We start from the raw sequence: 18,737 nt of genomic DNA, 5'->3' as shown, positions 1-18,737 counted from the left end.
CTCCGTTCGTTACGGTGTTGAGCCGCAGTTATCCACAGGTGGGATCCGCGTCCTCCCGCGCCCGCACAGGCATCGCTCGAGGCCGGTGGACAACCCTGTGGAGAGAGCGGCACTCGAGACCCGGCTCCGCGCCCGGTCCGCGACGCCCCTGCAGCGGGCGGCGACGGGTCCGGCGGAGACGGCGATCCCGCAGCGACTTCACAGCGACAGCACCCAGGACCGGAGACAGATGGCAGACGACACGTCGATGGTCGACGCGTGGAACGTGATCCTCGGCGCACTGTCCCAGGACGAGCGGATCACCGCTCCCCTCTACGGGTTCGTCTCGCTCGTGGAGCCCAAGGGCATCATGGCGGGCACCTTCTACCTGGAGGTCCCGAACGAGTTCACCCGCGGAATGCTCGAGCAGCGCGTGCGCGTGCCCCTGCTCAGCGCGATCGGGACGCTCGACGACTCCTTCGGCGTCACGACGTTCGCCTTCGTGGTGAACCCCGACATCGAGCACGAGCCCCTCAGCTCCCCGTCGTCGCAGGAGTCGATGAACCCGTTCGAGCCGATCACCGCCTCCTCGGCGACGGTCGCGCCGACCCGCGGGGTCGAGGAGCTGCGGACCGTGCCGGCGACCGACACCCGGCTGAACCCGAAGTACAGCTTCGACAACTTCGTCATCGGAGGCTCCAACCGGTTCGCGCACGCCGCGGCCGTCGCCGTCGCCGAGGCTCCCGCCAAGGCCTACAACCCGCTCTTCGTCTACGGCGACTCCGGGCTCGGCAAGACGCACCTCCTCCACGCCATCGGCCACTACGCGATGAGCCTCTACCCGGGGATCCGCGTGCGGTACGTCTCGAGCGAGGAGTTCACGAACGACTTCATCAACTCGATCGCGAACAACCGGGGCAACGCCTTCCACGGCCGCTACCGCAACGTCGACATCCTCCTGATCGACGACATCCAGTTCCTGCAGGGGAAGGCGGAGACGCAGGAGGCGTTCTTCCACACCTTCAACCAGCTGCACGACCACAACAAGCAGGTCGTGATCACGTCCGATCTGCCGCCGAAGGCCCTGACGGGCTTCGAGGACCGGATGCGCTCGCGCTTCGAGTGGGGCCTCATCACCGATGTGCAGGCTCCCGACCTCGAGACCCGCATCGCGATCCTCCGCAAGAAGGCGGTCAGCGAGAAGCTGCTCGTGCCCGACGACATCCTCGAGTTCATGGCGTCGAAGGTGTCGAGCAACATCCGCGAGCTCGAGGGGACGCTCATCCGCGTCACCGCGTTCGCGAGCCTGAACCGCACGCCGGTCGACATGTCGCTCGTGCAGACGGTGCTCAAGGACCTGATCACGCTCGACGAGGACAACGTCATCTCGCCGGTCGACATCATCAACCACACCGCGGACTACTTCAAGCTCACGGTCGACGACCTCTACGGCTCGTCGCGCTCGCAGGCCGTCGCCACCGCGCGCCAGATCGCCATGTACCTGTGCCGCGAGCTGACGAACCTCTCGCTGCCCAAGATCGGCCAGCTGTTCGGCAACCGCGACCACACCACGGTCATGTACGCGAACAAGAAGATCTCGGAGCTCATGAAGGAGCGCCGCAGCATCTACAACCAGGTCACCGAGCTGACCACCCGCATCAAGACGAACCGCTAGCCGGCAGTCGTACGGTCCCCGGGACCACCTGTCCCGGGTGGCGTGCCCCGGGGTCCATCGGCGTCCGTGCGCGGTGGTCGGGTAGTCGCTCCCCTTTCCTCGTGTGAGGGGAGAGAGCGACGGGGATCGCGGCGCGAGCAGCAGGACGTCGGTGTCGGCGCGCGTGGAGGTCAGGCGAAGGCGCTGGCGGGGGTCTCGATACGGCTCGCTGGGGCTACTCGACCAGCATGAACCGCACGTGCTCAAGGGGTCCGGGTGAGCGGCTGAGCGGCCGGCGTGCGATCGGACGGTGTCGATCCGCCGTGCGTTGGCCCGGAGGGCAACGGGGGGAGAGGGAGCGCGCACTGTCTTCCGGGCCGCTCGGACGGCGGCAGCTGCCCTCGACGGTCTCCGTCGTGACCGGAGAAGTCGTCGACGGACTCCTCGGACCTTTCGCGCGCGCCTCGGACACGCCGCCTCGCGCGCCCCGGAGGGCCGATTTCCACAGTGTGAGGAACCTGTGGATAACTGTGGACAACCGCCTCGGGACTGTGCGCCGGGAGAGCCCGCCTGTGGAGGGCGACAGGTCGGCCCGGATCGCTCCACAGGGCCTCCACGGGCCCGCTCACACTCCCTCCACAGGGGCGGGTCCCTCCGATCCCACCCAGGAGTAGGGGTCCGAAGCGTTTTCCACAGTTTCCACACGTGTTAACACTGTTAACGCAGTTCTCTCTTTAATGAAGCCTCGACCGGCAACCTCTCCACAGCGGCTCGGGAGTGCTCGGCGGTCCACCCCCTTCCGAGCTCGTCGAGCCCGGCGGGTACGATGGGCGACGGTCTTCGTCCGCGACTCGTCAGGGGTGTACTCGTGAGGTTCCAAGCCAACCGCGATGTCTTCAGCGAGGCGGTGTCCTTCGCGGTCAAGCTGCTTCCGCAGCGCACGACCCTGCCGATCCTCTCCGGAGTCCTCATCGAGGCGACCTCCGAGGGTCTGACGCTGTCCTCCTTCGACTACGAGGTGTCCGCGCAGACGCAGATCGCGGCCGACGTGGAGGAGACGGGGACCGTGCTCGTCTCGGGCCGTCTGCTCGCCGACATCGCGAACCGCCTCCCCAACGCTCCCGTGCGCATCGCCACGGAGGAGTCGCGCGTCTCGGTCTCGGCCGGCTCGGCGCACTTCACGCTCCTGCAGATGCCCGTGGAGGAGTACCCGAGCATCCCCGAGATCGACGCCTCCACCGGCCTCGTCCCGGCCGACGCCTTCGCGGCCGCCGTCTCGCAGGTGGCGGTCGCCGCCTCCCGCGACGACGTGACCCCCGTCATCACCGGCGTGCAGCTTGAGATCACCGAGAACACGATCGGCCTCGTCGCGACGGATCGCTACCGCGTGGCCGTCCGCGAGATCGACTGGGACAACGGGGACAACCCCGCGCCCACCCAGCCGCTCACCGCCCTCGTGCCCGCGCGCACGCTGCAGGAGGTCGGCAAGACCTTCGGCCACTCCGGCACCGTCTCCGTCGCGATCACCAACCGCGACGAGCGCGAGCTGATCGCCTTCACCGCGGACCGCAAGACCGTCACCTCGCTGCTGATCAAGGGCAACTTCCCGCCCGTGAAGCGCCTCTTCCCCGCCTCCGTCGAGAACTACGCGGTCATGTCGACCAGCGACCTCATCGAGGCCACCCGCCGCGTCTCGCTCGTGCTCGAGCGCGAGGCGGCCCTCCGCTTCAGCTTCAGCAGCGACGGCCTCACCCTCGAGGCCATCGGCTCCGAGCAGGCGCAGGCGTCCGAGAGCATCGACGCGATCGTGACCGGCGACGACGTGGTCGTCTCGCTCAAGCCGCAGTTCCTGCTCGACGGCCTCGCCGCCGTCCACTCGGAGTTCGTGCGCATCGCGTTCACGAAGACCGAGAACCCCAACAAGCCCGGCCCCGTCCTGATCACCGCGCAGACCTCGCGGGAGCAGCCCGGCAGCGACAGCTACCGCTACCTGCTCCAGCCCAACCTGCTGCTGCGCTGACCACTCCCCGGATCGCAGAGCCGCGACCGCCCCGCTCCCGACGAGCGCCCGCCCGCCGGACAACGAATCCAGGAAGGTTCACCATGCACATCGGACTCGTCGGCCTCGGCAAGATGGGCGACAACATGCGCTCCCGCCTCCGCTCCAAGGGGCTCGAGGTCACCGGCTACGACCGCAATCCCGACGTCTCGGACGCGGCCTCTCTCGACGAGATGATCGCCGCACTCCCCTCGCCCCGCATCGTCTGGGTGATGGTGCCGGCCGGCGAGATCACCGACGCGGTCGTCAAGGACCTGTCGGAGAAGCTCAGCGAGGGCGACCTCGTCATCGACGGCGGCAACTCCCGCTTCACCGAGGACTTCAAGCACGACGCGCTGCTGAAGCCCAAGGGCATCCACTACATCGACGCGGGCGTCTCCGGCGGCGTCTGGGGACTCCAGAACGGCTACGGCCTGATGGTCGGCGGCCCGAAGGAGCTCGTCGAGTACGCCATGCCCGTCTTCGACGCGCTGCGCCCCGAGGGCCCCCGCGAGGAGGGCTTCGTCCACGTCGGCGAGGTCGGCGCCGGCCACTACGCGAAGATGGTCCACAACGGCATCGAGTACGCCCTGATGCAGGCGTTCGCCGAGGGCTACGAGCTGCTCGAGACCCGCAGCGACATCATCAAGGACGTCACCGGCACCTTCAAGGCCTGGCAGCGCGGCACGGTCGTGCGCTCCTGGCTGCTCGAGCTCCTCGTCCGCGCCCTCGAGCAGGACCCGGACTTCAAGAACATCGAGGGCTACGTGCAGGACTCGGGCGAGGGCCGCTGGACCATCGAGGAGGCCATCAACAACGCCGTCCCGGTGCCCACGATCAGCGCCTCGATCTTCGCCCGCTTCGTCTCCCGCCAGGAGGACTCCCCCGCGATGAAGGCCGTCGCAGCGCTCCGCAACCAGTTCGGCGGGCACTCCGTCAAGGCCGTCGACTGAGTGGGCTGGTGAGGACTGCCTCCGGCAGTCCTCACGGCGGTCGGCTTCCCGAGGGGGGCGCGTTCCGTAGAGCCGGTGACGGACGGCGGACTGCGGCCCGCCGCCCCCGTCAGGCAGGGATGCTCTCACGGAGGCGGCGGGCCTCCGGCCGCCTCCACCCTGCTACCGGGGTCGGGCGGCGAGCCTGCGGCCGCCTTCACGGGCAGGGACGGGGCGCCGCCGATCATGCTGGTCGAGTGGCCCCGCGACGGCGCATGGAGACCAGCCCGACGGATGGTCTTGCCAGCATGCTGGTCGAGTAGCCCCGGAGGGGCGTATCGAGGCTCGAGGCGAGGGCCTGGCCGGCGCTGGGAGAGCGGATCGCAGGCGCCGGAGCGGGTGGATCGGCCGATCGGGACGGGCGAGGAGCCCGCAGGGGTGCAGGGAAGGCCCGCGACGACGGGTGGAGGAGAGGAGCGCGACGTGCAGGTGACGCAGCTGGCGCTCAGCGACTTCCGGAACTACGAGTCGGTCGACGTCGAGCTCGTGCCCGGACCGAACCTCTTCGTCGGCCGCAACGGCCAGGGCAAGACGAACCTCGTCGAATCGCTCGGCTACCTCTCCACCCTGGGCTCGCACCGCGTGTCGAGCGACCAGGCGCTCATCCGCGCCGGCCGGGACAGCGCCGTGGTGCGCGCCCGCCTCCGCAACGGCGAGCGCGACCTGCTGGCCGAGGTGCAGATCAACCGCTCCTCCCCCAACCGCGCGCAGATCAACCGCGGCGGGATCAAGCCGCGCGAGCTCCCCCACTTCTTCTCCAGTGTCCTGTTCGCGCCGGAGGACCTCCTCCTCATCCGCGGCGATCCGTCGGCCCGCCGCCGCTTCCTCGACCAGCTGGTGATCCTCCGCTCCCCGCGGATGAGCGCCGTTCAGGCCGACTACGAGCGGGTGCTGCGCCAGCGCAACTCGCTGCTCAAGTCGGCGCGCGCGAGCGGCGTCCGCGACCCGTCGAAGCTCGGCACCCTCGACATCTGGGACGAGCGCCTGATCGCGCTCGGGACCGAGATCATGCAGTCGCGCCTCACCCTGGTGGAGGAGCTGAGCGGACCCGTGCGCGCCGCGTACGAGGCGGTCGCCGGTGCCGACCAGCGTCCGGTGCTCCGCTCCCGCCTGAGCATCGAGGGCGCGGTCGACGACGACGGCGAGCCCGTGGAGCAGCCGGGCGCCGCGTCACCGGCGGCGGGCGAGGGACTGGCGGAGGCGTTCGCGTCCGCCCTGGCCGGGGTGCGCCGCCGCGAACTCGACCGGGGCGTCTCCCTCGTCGGCCCGCACCGCGACGACGTGCAGTTCGAGCTGAACGCGCTGCCGGCCAAGGGCTACGCCAGCCACGGCGAGAGCTGGTCGTTCGCGCTGGCGCTGAAGCTGGGCGCCGCGGAGCTGCTCCGGCGCGACTCCCCCATGGGCGATCCGGTGCTGATGCTCGACGACGTCTTCGCCGAGCTGGACGCGCGCCGGCGCGAGCGGCTCGCCTCGGTGGTCGCCGACTACGAGCAGGTCCTGATCACCGCGGCCGTCTTCGACGACGTCCCGGAGGCGCTGGCCGCGCACACCGTGCGGATCGAGGCCGGCCGGATCGTCGGCACGGGCGCCGCCGCCGCGCCGATCGCCGTGCCGGAGCCGACCGCACCCGACTCCGCCTCGTCCGATCCGGTGTCCTCCGACTCCCCTCCTCCCGGTCCCGAGTCCTCCCGCTCCTCTTCTCCCGATCCGGTCTCGTCCGACTCCCCTTCTCCTGGTGTCGTCTCCTCCGCCGCGGAGCCCCCGCACCCGACTCCGAGGCCGCCCGCGTCTACCGCCACCTCAAGGAGGTGTTCGGCGCCGACGGCCCGCGCCGCATCCGGAAGACCGTCGAGCGCGCCGAGCCCAAGGGCGACGCGATCCCGTTCGGCAAGGGCCGCGACCCGCACGACCTCGGCGACGTCCTCGACTCCCTCACCGTGAAGCTCGGCTGGACGGCGCCGCTGGCGCAGGGCGACCTGATGTCGTCGTGGACGGCGATCGCCGGCGAGGAGACCGCGAAGCACTCGACTCCGGTGGGCGTCGTCGACGGCGTGCTGACGGTCGCGTGCGAGTCCACGGCGTGGTCGACGCAGCTCCGGCTGATGCGGATCGAGATCATGAACCACATCGCCGTGAACTTCCCCGACGCGGGCATCGCGTCGATCCGTTTCCAGGGCCCGGACGTCCCGAACTGGAAAAAGGGTCCCAGGTCGATTCCAGGGCGTGGTCCGCGCGACACCTACGGCTGAGGACGCATTTTCGGTCGACCGCCGATCTTTCGCGCCTCAGATCGCCGTCCAGCGCTTCGGATCGACCCGGCACGCGGTAGAATGGAGGGCCGCCGAACCGCAGTGACGCCGCCGCGCGGGCGATCTCCAGATCACCGTGCGCGTCGCGACGGACCGTCAGAGGAGAACTCCACAGCTATGACTCACGAGCCGAACGACTCCACGTCACCCGCAGCGAACGACCTGGACGCGAACGGCTCAGCAGCCCCCTCCGCTCCGCACGAGAGCATGTCGACCAAGTCGTCCGGCGACTACGGCGCGAACCAGATCCAGGTCCTCGAGGGCCTCGAGGCGGTCCGCAAGCGCCCCGGCATGTACATCGGATCCACGGGTCCGCGCGGTCTGCACCACCTGGTCTACGAGATCGTCGACAACGCCGTCGACGAGGCGCTCGCGGGCTACTGCGACAACATCGAGATCCTGATGCGCGCCGACGGAGGCGTCACCGTCTCCGACAACGGCCGCGGCATCCCGGTCGACATGCACCCGACCGAGGGCATCTCCACGGTCGAGCTGGTCCTCACCGTGCTGCACGCCGGCGGCAAGTTCGGCGGCGGCGGCTACGCGGTCTCCGGCGGCCTGCACGGCGTCGGCTCCTCCGTGGTCAACGCGCTGTCGACGCGACTCGACGTCGAGGTCAAGCGCCAGGGCGCCGTGTACCGGATGAGCTTCACCGACGGAGTGCCGGACGCCCCGCTCGAGAAGGGCGAGTCCAGCGACGAGACCGGCACGACGATCACCTTCTGGCCCAACGCCGGCATCTTCGAGACGGTCGAGTTCGACTACGAGACCCTGCGCGCGCGCTTCCAGCAGATGGCGTTCCTCAACAAGGGCCTGCGCATCGCGCTGACCGACCAGAACGAGGTCGAGTTCGAGGGGGAGGGCGAGAACGAGACCGAGGGCGACCGGACCGACGTCTTCCACTACGAGAAGGGCCTCGTCGACTACGTCGAGTACATCAACTCGCTGAAGAAGTCGGACCTCGTGCACTCCGAGATCATCGACTTCGAGTCCGAGGACACCGAGCGTCGCATCTCGCTCGAGGTCGCCATGCAGTGGACCACGGCCTACACCGAGAGCGTCCACACCTACGCGAACACCATCAACACCCACGAGGGCGGCACCCACGAGGAGGGCTTCCGCGCCGCGCTGACCACTCTGGTCAACCGCTACGCGCGCGCGAACAACCTGCTCAAGGAGAAGGACGAGAACCTCTCGGGCGACGACATCCGCGAGGGCCTCACCGCCGTCGTGTCGATCAAGCTCGGCGAGCCGCAGTTCGAGGGCCAGACCAAGACGAAGCTCGGCAACACCGAGGCGAAGGCGTTCGTGCAGCGCGTGGCCGGCGAGCAGCTGGCCGACTGGTTCGACCGCAACCCGAGCCAGGCCAAGGACATCATCCGCAAGGCGATCCAGGCGGCCTCGGCCCGCATGGCGGCGCGGAAGGCGCGCGAGACCGCCCGCCGCAAGGGCCTGCTCGAGGGCGGCGGCATGCCGGGCAAGCTCAAGGACTGCCAGTCCAAGGACCCGTCGATCTCCGAGATCTTCATCGTCGAGGGCGACTCGGCGGGCGGATCCGCGGTGCAGGGCCGCAACCCCGAGACGCAGGCGATCCTCCCCCTCCGCGGCAAGATCCTCAACGTCGAGAAGGCGCGGCTCGACCGCGCTCTCGGCAACAACGAGGTCCAGGCGATGATCACGGCGTTCGGCGCCGGCATCGGCGAGGACTTCAACCCCGACAAGGCGCGGTACCACAAGATCATCCTGATGGCCGACGCCGACGTCGACGGCCAGCACATCACGACGCTGCTGCTGACGCTCCTCTTCCGCTACATGCGCCCGCTGATCGACCTCGGCTACGTGTACCTCGCGCAGCCGCCGCTGTACCGCCTCAAGTGGTCGAACTCCCCGCACGAGTACGTCTACAGCGACCGCGAGCGCGACGCCCTGATCGCGCACGGCTCGGCGACCAACAAGCGCATGCCCAAGGAGAACGGCATTCAGCGCTACAAGGGCCTCGGCGAGATGGACTACAAGGAGCTGTGGGAGACCACGATGGACCCCGCCACGCGGACCCTCCTCCAGGTCACGCTCGACGACGCGGCCGCGGCCGACGAGATCTTCTCCACCCTCATGGGCGAGGACGTCGAGTCCCGCCGCTCCTTCATCCAGAAGAATGCGAAGGACGTGCGCTTCCTCGACATCTAGACGTCGAGGAAGCGGACGTCCTTCGAGAGGCGGCGGCCGGGCGGTCCAGTGGACCGCCCTCGCGACCACCTCGAACACGTGACGGCGGCCCTCGATGGGCCGCATCCTCGACCAGAACGCGACAGAGGCCCTCACCAGCCCGCACACCGACGACACACCTGACACCCAGCGCGACCGCCGCCCCCGCTCCTCCGGGGCACGGACCCACCTGAGAGACCAGAGATCATGGCAGAAGAACCCACCACCCCCACCGGCCCGGACGAGAGCGACGACATCGTCACCGAGACCGGTGTGGTGATCCACGGTCACGACAAGATCGAGCCGGTCGACCTGCAGCTCGAGATGCAGCGCTCCTACCTCGACTACGCGATGAGCGTCATCGTCGGGCGAGCCCTGCCGGAGGTGCGCGACGGCCTGAAGCCCGTGCACCGCCGCGTGATCTACGCCATGTACGACGGCGGCTACCGGCCCGACAAGGCGTTCTCGAAGTGCTCGCGCGTCGTCGGCGACGTGATGGGCCAGTTCCACCCGCACGGCGACTCCGCGATCTACGACGCGCTGGTCCGCCTGGTGCAGCCGTGGAGCCTCCGCTACCCGCTCGCGCTCGGGCAGGGCAACTTCGGCTCCCCCGGCAACGACGGCGCCGCCGCCCCCCGGTACACCGAGACCAAGATGGCGCCGCTCGCGCTCGAGATGGTCCGCGACATCGACAAGAACACCGTCGACTTCCAGGACAACTACGACGGCCGCACGCGCGAGCCGGCGATCCTGCCGGCCCGGTTCCCGAACCTGCTCGTCAACGGCTCCGTCGGCATCGCGGTCGGCATGGCGACCAACATCCCGCCGCACAACCTGCGCGAGGTCGCCGCCGGCGCCAAGTGGGCGCTCGAGAACCCCGACGCGACGCGCGAGGAGCTCCTCGAGGCGCTGCTGCAGCGGATCAAGGGACCCGACTTCCCCACCGGTGCGCAGATCCTCGGCGTCCGCGGCATCCAGGACGCGTACCGCACCGGCCGCGGCTCGATCACGATGCGCGCCGTCGTCTCCATCGAGGAGATCCAGGGCCGCACCTGCCTCGTCGTCACCGAGCTGCCGTACCAGGTGAACCCGGACAACCTGGCGATCAAGATCGCCGAGCTGGTCAAGGACGGGCGCGTCTCGGGCATCGCCGACATCCGCGACGAGACCTCCGGTCGCACCGGCCAGCGCCTCGTCGTCGTCCTCAAGCGCGACGCCGTGGCGAAGGTGGTGCTGAACAACCTCTACAAGCACACCCCGCTGCAGGAGAACTTCGGCGCGAACATGCTCGCCATCGTCGACGGCATCCCGCGCACGCTCTCGCTCGACGGCTTCATCCGCGCGTGGGTCGACCACCAGGTCGAGGTCATCGTGCGCCGAACCCAGTACCTCCTCGACGAGGCGGAGGCGCGGATCCACATCCTGCGCGGCTACCTCAAGGCGCTCGATGCGCTCGACGAGGTCATCGCCCTCATCCGCCGCTCCCCCACCGTGGAGGAGGCGCGCGACGGCCTCATGGAGCTGCTCGACATCGACGAGGTGCAGTCCCGCGCCATCCTCGACATGCAGCTGCGCCGCCTCGCGGCCCTCGAGCGCCAGAAGATCATCGACGAGCACGACCGGATCCAGGCCGAGATCGAGGACTACAAGTCGATCCTCGCGAGCCCCGAGCGCCAGCGCACGATCATCTCGGACGAGCTCGACGAGATCGTCGACCGCTTCGGCGACGACCGCCGCACCGAGATCCTCTTCGGGTTCGACGGCGACATGAGCGTCGAGGACCTGATCCCCGAGGAGGAGATGGTCGTCACCGTCACCCGCGGCGGCTACCTCAAGCGCACCCGGAGCGACTCCTACCGGGCGCAGCACCGCGGCGGCCGCGGCGTGCGCGGCGCGCAGCTGAAGGCCGACGACATCGTCGAGCACTTCTTCGTCACCACCACGCACCACTGGCTGCTGTTCTTCACGAACACCGGTCGCGTGTACCGCGCCAAGACCTACGAGCTGCAGGAGGCCGGCCGCGACGCCAAGGGCCAGCACATCGCGAACCTGCTCGCGCTCGAGCCGGGGGAGCAGATCGCGCAGATCCTCGACATCCGCGACTACGAGGCGGCCCGCTACCTCGTGCTCGCCACGCGCGACGGCCTCGTGAAGAAGACGGCCCTCTCGGAGTACGACACGAACCGCTCCGGCGGCATCATCGCGATCAAGCTGCGCGACGGCGACGAGCTCGTCTCGGCGCTCCTGGTCGAGGAGGACAGCGACGTGCTGCTGGTCTCCCGCAAGGGCATGTCGATCCGCTTCACCGCGTCCGACGAGGCGCTGCGTCCGATGGGCCGCTCCACCTCCGGAGTCCGCGGCATGTCGTTCCGCGGGGAGGACCGCCTCCTCGACGCGAACGTCGTCAGCGACGAGGGCTTCGTGTTCGTGGTCACCGAGGGCGGCTACGCCAAGCGCACCGCGGTCGACCAGTACCGCCTCCAGGGACGCGGCGGGCTGGGCATCAAGGTGGCCAAGCTGGAGGAGAAGCGCGGCGACCTCGTGGGCGCCATCATCACCGGAGAGGACGACGAGGTGCTCGTCGTGCTCGCCAGCGGCAAGGTGGTACGCTCTGCGGTGGCCGAGGTACCGGCCAAGGGTCGCGACACCATGGGAGTCGTCTTCGCACGATTCGCTGAGGACGACCGCATCATCGCACTCGCCAAGAACACCGAACGCAATCTCGACGCCCAGGACGAGGATCCCGACGCCGCGGCGCCGGGCGAGTCCGCTCCGGTGTCGGAGGAGGATGGGTCCGTAGATGAGTAGCACCGTCGCCGAGAAGCTCGCCAGGAAGTCCGCGAAGAGCCCGGCGGCGAAGCAGGTCCGCCTGAAGCTCGTCTACGTCGACTTCTGGTCGGCCGTGAAGCTCTCGTTCCTGCTGGGCCTGACGCTCGCGATCATCACGATCGTCGTCGTCTACCTGGTCTACACGGTCCTGGCCCAGACGGGCGTGTTCGACGAGGTCAACGGCCTCGTGCAGGACATCGCCGGCGCCGAGGCGTTCGACCTCAACACGATCATCTCGCTGCCGCAGGTCATGGGCTTCGCGATCGTCGTCGCGGTGCTGAACACCATCGTCACCACCGCGCTCGGCGCGATCGTGGCGCTGCTGTACAACCTCAGCGTCAAGATCACCGGCGGCCTCCTGGTGGGCTTCACCAACCAGTAGGGCGCACGGTCCGGCCGATTGGGATTCCTGCTCGATGTCGGGTAGAGTCTCCTCTGGCCATTCCGGGGGTATAGCTCAGGCGGTTAGAGCGCTTCACTGATAATGAAGAGGTCCCAGGTTCAAGTCCTGGTACCCCCACCCGGTCCGAACGGCCCGTCACCTCGCGGTGGCGGGCCGTTCGACTCTCGGAGACGGATCGCCCCGTCTCCGGCCCGGGGCCTTAGCTCAGTTGGTAGAGCGCCTGCTTTGCAAGCAGGATGTCAGGAGTTCGAATCTCCTAGGCTCCACACTTCCTCCCTCTCGCGGGTGCTTCCCCTTCGCCGGCCCTTCTGGTCCACCGGCCGACATCCGGGGTGGTCCCGCGTGTCGGCACTCTCGTCAGCGTGATCGCCGGCGGGCTCTCCTGTCGCCGACCGCGGGGTCGTGCGATCGAGGTCGCCACTCGGACGGCCGAGCCGCCCGCTCAGCGGTCCACGCAGGCGAGGCCGAGGAACTGCTGGACCGAGAGGGTCTCGGACGTGCCGTCGCGGATGTCGCCGACGATGATCTCACCGACGGAGAGCGTGTCGAACTGCTCGGCCGTGAAGACGACCGGGCGGGCGAGCACGGAGCGGTCGGTCGCGTAGGCGCCCAGCGCGAGGTCGACGCCGAGCGGGAACCGCTCGATCACCGTGTCGGCCGGCCAGACCGTGGATCCGGAGAGGTCGGTCGCGCCCAGCTGCGTGACCGGGGACGGGGAGACCCAGCGGGTGACCCTCCGCAGCCCGTCGCCGATGGTCAGGGGAGCGGAGTCGGAGGCGGCGAGGTCGAGGCCGTCGACGGACCCCGAGCACACGACGACGACCCCGAGGACCTCGCCTCGCTCGCCGCCCCGTCCGAGCCCGACCGCGGCCGTGGTCACCGGCTCCTCGGAGGCGCATCCCGAGAGCGCGAGGGCGCCGAGCAGAGCGACGGTGCTCGCGAGCGCAGCGCGACGGTGCATGGGTCCTCCCGCGGCCACCCTACGCGGGCAGGGCGAGGGCCAGAGCGGCGAGAGCCTGCGGGAGGGAGGGGGCGCCCTCCGCCCGGAAGACCACCTCTCCGGCCGTGTCCCGCACGACGACCGTGGGCGTCGAGCGGATGCCGGCGGCCTCGGCCTCGACGGGGTGGAAGGCCACGTCGCGCTCGCGGATCTCGGCGGCAGGGACGAGCTCCGCGGCGCGCTCCAGCACCGAGCGCGCGGCATGGCAGGCGCCGCAGAAGGCGGAGGTGTAGAGCTCGACGATCACGACGAAGGGAACGCCGGGGCGCGGCCGGGGATTCCCGGGCACCGTCAGCGGAGGAGCCAGGCCTCGTTCATGGTGAGGGCCGCGTCGACGAGCTCGACGCGCTCCAGCTCCTCGACGTCGCTCAGGGGGAACCAGGCGGCGGCGTCCGTGGAGCCGTCCACCTCGTGCGTGAGCTCGCCGCCCACGATGCGGGCGCGGTAGACGACGCGGATGGCGTGCAGGGGGCCGGCTCCGGGATCGCTGCGCCGGTGCGCGGGTATCACGTGCGAGTCCACGCCGATGAGGGCCTCGAGCTCGGCACGGTAGCCCGTCTCCTCGAAGATCTCGCGGACCGCGGCGTCGGCGGGCGACTCGCCCTCGTCGATCCCGCCGCCCGGAAGCGTCCAGGCCGACCAGGGGCCTTGGCTCCAGTGCGCGAGCAGCATCCGCTCATCGTCGATGATCACGCCGTACGCGGCGACCCGGATGTCCACCGCAGAAGCCTAACCCGGGCATGCAAAGGAGCCGGACCCCCTGAGGGGCCCGGCTCCAGCGACGAGAACGTCAGGAAGCGGTCGAGGCCGCGTTCTGCGCGGCGCTCTGCGGCTCGTCCTCGGCGACCCACAGCTCGTCGTCGGCGCGGAACGTCTGCCAGACGGCGTAGCCGATGCCGCCGACGGCGACCAGCGCGGCGCCGATCGCGAAGACTGTGCCGACCTTGCTCTTCTTCTTCGGCGGAGTGGTGAGCTCCTCCCAGCGCGCCTTCGAGATCTCGGCGAGCTTCGCGCGGTTCTTCGAGTCCTTGGCGGCCTCGAAGGCAGCGGCGGCCGTGCCGCCCACAGCGGTGAAGGTCGGGACGACCTTGTGCTTGTAGGCGTTGCGTGCCGAGGAGTACGTGCCCTCGACGGCCGAGACGCCGTTGTCGTAGACCGGCTTGACGCGCGAGTCGTACGTATCCTTGACGAAGGGGACGAGCTCCTTCTTGGCGTACTTGGACGCGTGGCGGCGGCTCTTCTCGAGCACGGAGGCCGCGTGCGCCAGCACCTCCTGCTGCTCGCCCCAGACCGCCTCGGCGTTCTTGCGAAGACGCTTGAGGTCCTTCTTGTGCTTACGTGACAGACCCATGTTGGTCCTCCATCGGCTACGAGCAGCGAACGCCTCAATACTGCCACTCATCGATCGGCGTCCGCATCGCGCACCCAGCGCATTGACACCGGGCGTTGCAGGGGCCTACAGACGCGCTGTGCGAGAATCCGAGCATGCCTTTGCACACCGCAGTCGCGACGTTCCACACCAACAAGGGCGACATCGTCGTCAACCTCTACGGGAACCACGCTCCCAAGACGGTCCGCAACTTCGTCGGTCTCGCGACCGGCGACATCGAGTGGACCCACCCCGCCACGGGTGCGAAGACCAAGGAGCCGCTCTACAACGGCACCGTCTTCCACCGCATCATCCCCGACTTCATGCTCCAGGGCGGCGACCCGCTCGGTCAGGGCATCGGCGGCCCGGGGTACCAGTTCGACGACGAGATCAACTCGGAGCTCGACTTCACCCAGCCCTACATCCTCGCGATGGCGAACGCCGGCAAGCAGGCGGGCCGCGGCACCAACGGCTCGCAGTTCTTCATCACCGTGGCGCCGACCACCTGGCTCCAGGGCAAGCACACCATCTTCGGCGCCGTCGCCGACGAGGAGTCGAAGAAGCTCGTGCAGTCGCTCTCGGCTGTTCCCACCGACGGCCGTGACAAGCCGCTCGAGGACGTCGTGATCGAGAGCGTCGAGATCACCGAGGTCTGATCGCCTCATCCACCACTCATTCGAGGGCCGGGTCCGTCAGGGCCCGGCCCTCGTTCTCCCCGGAGGCACGTCCGTGACCCAGGTCCCGCCGAGCAGCACCTACTCCTGCTACCGACACCCCGACCGGCAGAGCTTCGTGCGCTGCCAGCGGTGCGGCCGCACCATCTGCGGCGAGTGCCAGACGCCCGCTCCAGTCGGCGTGATCTGCCCGGACGACATGGCGCAGCAGCGCGCCACCGCGCCGCGCACCCGCGGTCCCCTCCTCTCCCGCGTGCGGGCCATGACCCGCGCCGACCAGCCGACGGTGACCTACGCGATCATCGCGCTCTGCATCGTGCTGTGGATCGTCGAGATCCTCCCCTTCGTCGGCGGGCCGGCGGTCAACGCGCTCCTGTACGCCCCCGCCTACACGCTCCCCGGCTTCGGCGCCGGCTTCGAGCCGTGGCGGATGCTCACCTCGGTGTTCCTCCACAGCACGTCGCTCTTCATCGTCATCCCGTTCCACCTGGTGCTGAACATGTACACGCTGTGGGTGTTCGGCATGGTGCTCGAGCGGATGCTGGGCCGCGGGCGCTACCTCACCCTCTTCCTCCTGAGCGGGTTCGCCGGATCGGTGGGCGTCCTGCTCCTCGCGAACCCGTTGACCCCGGTGATCGGCGCCTCCGGTGCGATCTTCGGGCTGATGGGCGCGTACCTGGTGATCCTCCGGCACCTGGGCGGTCAGGCGTCGCAGCTGCTGGTGCTGGTCGGACTGAACCTCGTCATCGGCTTCCTGCCCGGGATGAACGTGGCGTGGCAGGCGCACGTCGGCGGTCTGGTGGCGGGCGCGCTCATCGGGTTGGTCTTCACGAAGACCCGGCAGCGCGCCCAGCGGCGCACGCAGAACCTCCTCGTCGGGCTCATCGGAGTCGGACTGGTGGCGATCACCGCCGGCGCGTACGTCCTCGGCTGATCCCGTCCCCTCCCGCAGCGGCGGGTCCGGCAGTGCCTCGCGCACTCCCGGGCCCGCCGCTTCGTCGTTCCCGTGGCGACCGTCTCCACCGCTGTCCACAGGTGCTCTCAACAGGTGGGGAGGAAGTTATCCACAGAGTTGTTAACACTGGGGAGAACGTTCCGGGTGTCCTCCTCGGGAGGACGATCCGGGGACGGCGGCGCGTCCGAGGACCGGCGGACTGGTGCGGATCCGGGCCCTCCTCGCCTCGAGCAGGCCAGCTCGGCGGAGACCGCGGAGTTCTCCACAGGAGATTCCACAGTTGGGGATAATTACAGCGGTGTAGTTCTTCGGCGGACGGCCACCAGGGCGGTCGCCTCACGGTCGTCGTCGCGGTGCAGCGAGGTGGCGAACCCGGCCGCCTGGAACGCCGAGGCACTCGCCGCGGCCTGATCCGCGCCGACCTCGATCACGACGACGCCGTGGGGTGCGAGCCACGCCCCCGCCTCCTGAGCGATGCGGCGGTGCAGGGCGAGCCCGTCCGACCCGCCGTCGAGCGTGAGCATCGGCTCGTGTACCCGGGCCTCCGGCGGCATGAGCGCGATCGCCGCGGTGGGGACGTAGGGGGCGTTGACGACGACGACGTCGATCCGCCCGCGCTCACTCCCGGGGAGCGCGTCGAAGAGGTCGCCCTCGTGGACGTCGGCGCGGCCTGCGAGCGTGCGGCGCGCGCAGGCGACGGCGGCGGGGGAGAGGTCGGCCGCGAGCAGGCGGACGTCCGGCCGCTCCTCGGAGATCGACCGGGCGAGGGCGCCGGATCCGCAGCAGAGGTCGAGCACCACGGCGCCGTCCGGGAGGACCTCCAGGGCGCAGTCGACCAGCCACTCGGTGCGCACGCGGGGCACGAAGACGCCGGGTGCGACGGGGACGCGCAGGCCGCGGAAGGCGACCCAGCCGAGGATCTGCTCGAGGGGCTCGCCCGTCTCGCGGCGGCGGAGCAGCAGCTCGAGGTCGGAGGAGGAGTCGGCGGCCTCCTCGAGCAGGCCCGCCTCCTCCTCGGCGAAGACGCAGCCGGCGGCGCGCAGACGCTCCACCGACGACGAACGCCCCGTCGGCGGACCGGACGGGGCGTCGTTCACGACTGGGGGAGGCTCAGCGCCAGCGCGTCGTCATCAGGAAGCCGATGAACGCGATGCCGAAGCCGATCAGGATGTTGAGGTTGCCGAGATCGGGGATCGGCAGGGTGCCCTGGCTCACGTAGAAGACGATGATCCAGGCGAGTCCGAGCAGCATGAAGCCGAACATCACCGGCTTGAACCAGACCGGATTCGGTGCGTTCTCGCCGGTCCGGGCCTCGTCGCGCTCGGGCTTCGGGCTCTTCGTCGCTCGTGCCATGCCGACCACTGTACCGGGCGGAGGCTCCGGGCCGGGAGCGCCGGGGCTGCGCGGGTGCTGTGCGGACTCGCGGAGCGGCCGGTGCGGGCGCTCGAGTGATCCCATCGGGCCTCCTCAGGCGGCCATTCTGGAGGGCTCTCCACAGGTCCGGATCGTGCGCCACAGCCGGTCACGGCTCGCGCCTAGACTCGTCGCATGACCGCCCAGAACCCCGACGGGGCGGCTCTGCGGCCGCGAGCGAAGCGACGGAGGGCCCGCCCGGTCCGACGACTCTCGTTCTTCGGAGTCGTCGGTGAGCTCCTGATGACCGCCGGCGTCCTGGTCCTGCTCTTCCTGGCCTGGCAGCTCTGGTGGAACGACGCGGTGATCGCGGGCCGGCAGACGACGCAGGCGGCGGAGCTCCGCGAGACCTGGGGCGACTCCTCTCCGGCCCCGCAGCCGACCGAGGCCGCCCCGGCGGAGCCGGTCGTCGCGTCGGTCGCCGCCCTCGACACCTCCTTCGGCAACCTCTACATCCCCCGCTACGGCGAGGGGTGGGTGCGCACGATCGCCGAGGGCATCGACGCCGAGAACGTGCTCGACGAGGGGAGCATCGGCCACTACCCCGGGACGCAGATGCCCGGCCAGGCCGGCAACTTCGCGCTCGCCGCGCACCGCAGCGCGTACGGCGGAGGCATGCACCTGATCGACGAGCTCCAGCTCGGCGACCCGATCTACATCGAGACGGCGGACGGCTGGTACACCTACCGCTTCCGCAATCTCGAGTACGTCCAGCCCTCCGACGTCCAGGTGATCGACCCGGTTCCGTGGACTCCGGACGCGGCTCCGACCGATCGCCTGATCACGCTGACGAGCTGCAACCCGCTCTTATCGACGGCCGAGCGGATCATCGCGTACGGCGTCTTCGACTCGTTCCAGCCGCGGTCCGCGGGCGCCCCCGCCGAGATCGCCGCCTCGCTGGCTCAGGAGGGCTGACC

16 protein-coding genes, 2 tRNA genes and 1 pseudogene are annotated in these 18,737 nt (G+C 69.7%); 13 read left to right on the top strand and 6 right to left on the bottom strand.

Annotated elements, in window-relative coordinates; translation table 11 throughout:
* Nucleotides 1–229 precede the first annotated feature (229 nt).
* The 10 genes and pseudogenes from dnaA (at nt 230) to C5C46_RS04450 (ending at nt 12,675) form a co-directional block, all read left to right on the top strand.
* The gene (gene dnaA, locus C5C46_RS04495) at nt 230–1,654 is read left to right on the top strand and encodes a chromosomal replication initiator protein DnaA (protein ID WP_104225789.1); all 1,425 of its coding nucleotides are present in this window, start codon (nt 230–232) and stop codon (nt 1,652–1,654) included.
* An 847-nt stretch (nt 1,655–2,501) separates the two neighbouring features.
* The gene (gene dnaN / locus C5C46_RS04490; protein WP_104222678.1) at nt 2,502–3,653 is read left to right on the top strand and encodes a DNA polymerase III subunit beta; all 1,152 of its coding nucleotides are present in this window, start codon (nt 2,502–2,504) and stop codon (nt 3,651–3,653) included.
* Nucleotides 3,654–3,736: 83 nt separating this feature from the next.
* Nucleotides 3,737–4,624 carry a phosphogluconate dehydrogenase (NAD(+)-dependent, decarboxylating) gene (gnd, locus tag C5C46_RS04485; RefSeq protein ID WP_104222677.1) on the top strand — a complete coding sequence of 296 codons (888 nt, stop codon included), beginning with the start codon at nt 3,737–3,739 and terminating at the stop codon, nt 4,622–4,624.
* 462 nt (nt 4,625–5,086) lie between these two features.
* Nucleotides 5,087–6,250 (top strand): annotated as a pseudogene (gene recF, locus C5C46_RS04480) (DNA replication/repair protein RecF); the annotation flags it as partial.
* Nucleotides 6,251–6,600: 350 nt separating this feature from the next.
* Nucleotides 6,601–6,912, top strand: coding sequence for a DUF721 domain-containing protein (locus tag C5C46_RS04475; protein ID WP_258059326.1), 312 nt, complete (start codon nt 6,601–6,603; stop codon nt 6,910–6,912).
* Nucleotides 6,913–7,179: 267 nt separating this feature from the next.
* Entirely contained in the window at nt 7,180–9,159 is a 1,980-nt protein-coding gene (gyrB, locus tag C5C46_RS04470) for a DNA topoisomerase (ATP-hydrolyzing) subunit B (protein ID WP_219812266.1), read from the top strand.
* A gap of 225 nt (nt 9,160–9,384) precedes the next feature.
* On the top strand, nt 9,385–11,985 hold the full coding sequence (gene gyrA, locus C5C46_RS04465; RefSeq protein ID WP_104225786.1) for a DNA gyrase subunit A: 2,601 nt from the start codon (nt 9,385–9,387) through the stop codon (nt 11,983–11,985).
* Complete coding sequence (locus C5C46_RS04460) at nt 11,978–12,388, top strand: DUF3566 domain-containing protein (protein ID WP_104222673.1); 411 nt, start codon at nt 11,978–11,980, stop codon at nt 12,386–12,388. Before gyrA ends, C5C46_RS04460 begins: the two co-directional genes overlap by 8 nt.
* Before the next feature lie 64 nt (nt 12,389–12,452).
* Nucleotides 12,453–12,526: transfer RNA gene (locus C5C46_RS04455), tRNA-Ile, on the top strand.
* Nucleotides 12,527–12,602: 76 nt separating this feature from the next.
* Nucleotides 12,603–12,675: transfer RNA gene (locus C5C46_RS04450), tRNA-Ala, on the top strand.
* A 176-nt stretch (nt 12,676–12,851) separates the two neighbouring features.
* Here C5C46_RS04450 and C5C46_RS04445 read toward each other — a convergent pair.
* From C5C46_RS04445 to C5C46_RS04430, 4 genes are all read right to left on the bottom strand, one after another.
* Nucleotides 12,852–13,370, bottom strand: coding sequence for a hypothetical protein (locus C5C46_RS04445; RefSeq protein ID WP_104225785.1), 519 nt, complete (start codon nt 13,368–13,370; stop codon nt 12,852–12,854).
* A 19-nt stretch (nt 13,371–13,389) separates the two neighbouring features.
* A complete protein-coding gene (locus C5C46_RS04440) occupies nt 13,390–13,698 on the bottom strand; it encodes a thioredoxin family protein (RefSeq protein ID WP_258059325.1) in 309 nt (102 codons plus the stop codon).
* Nucleotides 13,699–13,700: 2 nt separating this feature from the next.
* Nucleotides 13,701–14,129 carry an NUDIX hydrolase gene (locus C5C46_RS04435; RefSeq protein ID WP_104225784.1) on the bottom strand — a complete coding sequence of 143 codons (429 nt, stop codon included), beginning with the start codon at nt 14,127–14,129 and terminating at the stop codon, nt 13,701–13,703.
* Nucleotides 14,130–14,199: 70 nt separating this feature from the next.
* Nucleotides 14,200–14,760 carry a hypothetical protein gene (locus C5C46_RS04430; protein ID WP_104225783.1) on the bottom strand — a complete coding sequence of 187 codons (561 nt, stop codon included), beginning with the start codon at nt 14,758–14,760 and terminating at the stop codon, nt 14,200–14,202.
* Between the two features lie 134 nt (nt 14,761–14,894).
* Between C5C46_RS04430 and C5C46_RS04425 the strand changes: the two genes are divergently transcribed.
* Complete coding sequence (locus C5C46_RS04425) at nt 14,895–15,434, top strand: peptidylprolyl isomerase (protein ID WP_104222669.1); 540 nt, start codon at nt 14,895–14,897, stop codon at nt 15,432–15,434.
* Nucleotides 15,435–15,507: 73 nt separating this feature from the next.
* A complete protein-coding gene (locus C5C46_RS04420) occupies nt 15,508–16,386 on the top strand; it encodes a rhomboid family intramembrane serine protease (RefSeq protein WP_104222668.1) in 879 nt (292 codons plus the stop codon).
* Nucleotides 16,387–16,697: 311 nt separating this feature from the next.
* Here the strand turns inward: C5C46_RS04420 and C5C46_RS04415 are convergent, their stop codons facing one another.
* The gene (locus C5C46_RS04415; RefSeq protein WP_181136486.1) at nt 16,698–17,504 is read right to left on the bottom strand and encodes a putative protein N(5)-glutamine methyltransferase; all 807 of its coding nucleotides are present in this window, start codon (nt 17,502–17,504) and stop codon (nt 16,698–16,700) included.
* Nucleotides 17,505–17,517: 13 nt separating this feature from the next.
* The gene (locus C5C46_RS04410) at nt 17,518–17,760 is read right to left on the bottom strand and encodes a cell division protein CrgA (protein WP_104222667.1); all 243 of its coding nucleotides are present in this window, start codon (nt 17,758–17,760) and stop codon (nt 17,518–17,520) included.
* Nucleotides 17,761–17,955: 195 nt separating this feature from the next.
* Between C5C46_RS04410 and C5C46_RS04405 the strand changes: the two genes are divergently transcribed.
* A complete protein-coding gene (locus C5C46_RS04405) occupies nt 17,956–18,735 on the top strand; it encodes a class E sortase (protein WP_104225782.1) in 780 nt (259 codons plus the stop codon).
* The last annotated feature ends 2 nt before the right edge of the window (nt 18,736–18,737 follow it).

The sequence above is a fragment of the Rathayibacter sp. AY1E6 genome, assembly GCF_002931115.1.
In the GTDB taxonomy this organism is placed as follows: domain Bacteria; phylum Actinomycetota; class Actinomycetes; order Actinomycetales; family Microbacteriaceae; genus Rathayibacter.
Note: the sequence above shows the minus strand (reverse complement) of the source record. Positions and strands in the feature narration are given on the sequence as shown.